Annotated in this window: 4 protein-coding genes; all 4 read right to left on the reverse strand. The window is 38.2% G+C overall.

Translation table 11 applies throughout. The features are described from left to right. Window positions 1-182 precede the first annotated feature (182 nt). The gene (locus WG67_RS02175; protein WP_070356838.1) at window positions 183-449 is read right to left on the reverse strand and encodes a hypothetical protein; all 267 of its coding nucleotides are present in this window, start codon (window positions 447-449) and stop codon (window positions 183-185) included. Between the two features lie 108 nt (window positions 450-557). Beyond that, window positions 558-1,390, reverse strand: a protein-coding gene (locus WG67_RS06115; RefSeq protein ID WP_094189578.1) for an IS5-like element ISWpi1 family transposase whose coding sequence is annotated in 2 segments (ribosomal slippage) — window positions 558-1,021 and window positions 1,021-1,390 — 834 coding nt in all. Because the reading frame shifts where the segments join, the coding sequence is not laid out codon by codon here. A gap of 27 nt (window positions 1,391-1,417) precedes the next feature. Further along, on the reverse strand, window positions 1,418-2,416 hold the full coding sequence (gene ltrA, locus WG67_RS02190; protein ID WP_245683391.1) for a group II intron reverse transcriptase/maturase: 999 nt from the start codon (window positions 2,414-2,416) through the stop codon (window positions 1,418-1,420). Further along, the gene (locus WG67_RS07500; protein ID WP_255324786.1) at window positions 2,379-2,507 is read right to left on the reverse strand and encodes a hypothetical protein; all 129 of its coding nucleotides are present in this window, start codon (window positions 2,505-2,507) and stop codon (window positions 2,379-2,381) included. The genes ltrA and WG67_RS07500 overlap by 38 nt, the downstream gene beginning before the upstream one ends. Window positions 2,508-3,079: the final 572 nt, after the last annotated feature.

The raw sequence follows: 3,079 nt of genomic DNA on the forward strand, positions 1-3,079 counted from the left end.
ATATTGGAGTATTTAGAAAAAGCAAAGGAAGAAATTCGTTAAACGAAAACTTTTTTTAAGATCACTTTTTTAGTCTGGTAGAGACTCATGACCTTGAAACCAGCGATTTGGTCTCATAACCATAGTCTCCCCAAAAGAACCGTGCTTGCGGATTTCCCGCACACGGCTCCACAATACAGCGTTCACACTAGTGCTCCTGTGTATAAAGAAACATATACCTTTGGTTTTGGTAATGGATTTACTTTTAAATAGTGTATAAATTGTTCCCAATCCATACTTTTCTTTTGACTACGTCGGTTTATCCACTTAAATGCTAACTTTGTTACCGGTCGATAGAATTGAATCAAACACCGATAATTTCCGCTAACTCCGAAGTAGCTATAGTGTCCTGTTAGTTTGGCTTTAAGTTTCTGCCACCAATCTTTGAGACAGATACGACTTCGTACCATCTTCAACCATTCTTTGATTTCTTTAATCTTTCTGGCTAGGCTTATTTTTGAAGTTTTCTAGATCCTGATAGTCTTCACCACTTAGAGGTTGTCCGGAAACTAGTAAATTCAAGCATATTCCCTCTTTAACATAACCCTACTCATAGCTAGGTATATGAAATTCTCAGTGGATGTTGTGAGTAAATCATACTCCTTCGATAGCCTTCTATTCCTATTAACCCAAGCAAAAGTCCTTTCTACAACCCATCTTCTTGGCTGTACTTTAAACCCTTGTTCTCTTGTTGGTAGTAGCTCAGGTGGCGTATCTTTGTGCACCCAAAATCTACATGGAGGCCTTTTAACAATTTCAATATCTATGTCATATTCTTCCTTTATGTGATTCTTTAAATTTCTTCCTTGGTATCCCATGTCAGCCCACATTTTTTTAACTTTAGTATATTTTGTTCTCATATTGTTTAATGCTATTTTAATACCATCTCTATCATTTTCGTTAGCAGCGCCTACGTAACAACCTAGTATAAAACCCTGAGTGTCTGTAATTATATGCCTTTTTCTACCCTTTACTTTTTTACTTCCATCATAGCCTTTGATCCCCCCTTTTCTGTAGTCTTTACAGATTGACTATCTACTATACAGGCACTCGGCTGCTCATTCCTTCCTATTTTTCTTCTACTATATTTTGTAATTTCATAATTCATTTTCTCAAAAATTCCCTGCTTCTTCCATTGCCTGAACTGCTCATACACAGTCTTCCATAGCGGAAAATCATTTGGTAAATACCGCCATTGACACCCTGTACGCAATACATAGAAAATTGCTTCTAATATTTCTCTTTTGCTATACTTTGGCGGCCTTCCTCCTTTCTTGTATGATACTCTGAAGTGTTTTTCTATTCTTGCCCATTCCCTTTCGCTTAGATCTGTTGGATACTTTTTTCTCATCTTTACCCCGTACTAAAATTTCAGATATTATAGCCTTTTACTTGTTTCCGGACAACCTCTTAGAACTTTTTCAGCAAAATGTGTAAATCCTAGAAAGTTGAAGCTAGCCGTCCTACGTTTCTCTCTTTCTGCTTGATACCATTCTTTCTTACCAAACTTTACTATTTTTGTTTTATTTTCAGCTATTTCCAACCCAAATTTACTTAGTCTTTGTTTCAGTAATTCTAGAAATTCTTTTGCGTCTTCTTCCCTCTCGCAGCCAACTACAAAATCGTCGCAAAACCTTATTAGCTGTAAATATCCTCTGGCTTTTGGCTTAAATTTCTTTTCAAACCATAAGTCCAGCACATAGTGTAAGTATATATTAGCTAATACAGGGCTTACTATACCACCTTGTGGTGTGCCTTGATCGGTTGCTTTATAACATCCAACTTCGACTATTCCTGCCTTTAGAAATCGTTTTATTAACCACAATAAATTTGGGTCAGCTATTCGTTCCCTTAGACAATTCATTAGCCATTTATGTTGAACATTATCAAAGAACTTCTTGATATCCACTTCTACAATATAGTTAATTGGTTTGTGCATAACTGCTTTATCTAGAGCGTTTATCGCCTGATGACAATTTCTTCCTGGTCGAAATCCATACGAGCTGTCCATAAAGTTTGCTTCATAAATATTTTCTAATATCTTCTTTAGCATTACCTGTACCAACTTATCTTCCGTTGATGGTATTCCGAGACCGCGCTTCTCTTTGCTCCCGGCTTTGGGTATGTATACCCTTTTCACTGGTAGCGGTTGATATTGTTTTCTCTTCATACTATCCACTAGTGTTTTAAGTTTCTCTTCTAGATTTTCTCCATAAGCTTCCACTGTCACACGATCTATACCACAAGCCTTGTTGCGTTTTAGTTCCTTATAACACTCTGCAAGATTCTCTTCATTAATCAAATGAACTAATGATGTAAATTTTACTCGCTTATCTTGCTTAGCCCTTACTGCTATCTGGTTTAGTTTTCCTTGCATACTCCTCTAATCTCTGTTGTATTGGTATAGCAATCCCTATACCAGTCACTATATTGCTAACCGCTTCCCCTTGTATGTGGCTTTCCCACACTCCGAGTACTATCAGTTAGTCCGACTTCCTTTGCATCTTCCTCCAGTCCTCGCCTTTATTGACTTGTTCCAGAGTACCCTTACAGGAATACAAAGGATCTCCCAAGTTCACGTAAGGTCCATCTCAACACATGACGCGGCCTTCGATCCCGATGAGGTGAGTAATATCTTGCCTTAGCGTTATTACCCATGTTGCCTTCCACCAAATGTAAAGTGTCAGCCCCCATGACGCGTGAATTACGGGACTCAATACCTTCACTTTCGTTGCACCCTATGTTGTCCATTCCATTAGCTTTACTACGCTCGTTACCTTACGCAGCATAATGGTTTGTTCCAGGTTGCCGGCTAAGCTTTACCCGTGTTGGATTTTCACCAACTGTTCCTTACGCACTTCTTGGCGCACACATTTTGTCAACCACCTTTTTAGATGTGAAGTACAATGATACAAATTAAGAATTCCCCCATCCTGTGCTGGTTCTTCGATCTGAAATCCTACTTCTACCTGATCACAACCAATGTTAATTTGTCCTATTAATGCTTTAATAATGCCGCGCTTAGTTTGCTAATCTAGCT

Source organism: Wolbachia endosymbiont of Drosophila incompta (genome assembly GCF_001758565.1).
In the GTDB taxonomy this organism is placed as follows: Bacteria; Pseudomonadota; Alphaproteobacteria; order Rickettsiales; family Anaplasmataceae; genus Wolbachia; species Wolbachia pipientis.

Bases quoted from the DNA above. Each gene is read 5' to 3' on its own strand.
- ltrA (WP_245683391.1), bottom strand. From the start codon at position 2,416: ATGCAAGGAAAACTAAACCAGATAGCAGTAAGGGCTAAGCAAGATAAG.
- WG67_RS02175 (WP_070356838.1), bottom strand. From the start codon at position 449: ATGGTACGAAGTCGTATCTGTCTCAAAGATTGGTGGCAGAAACTTAAA.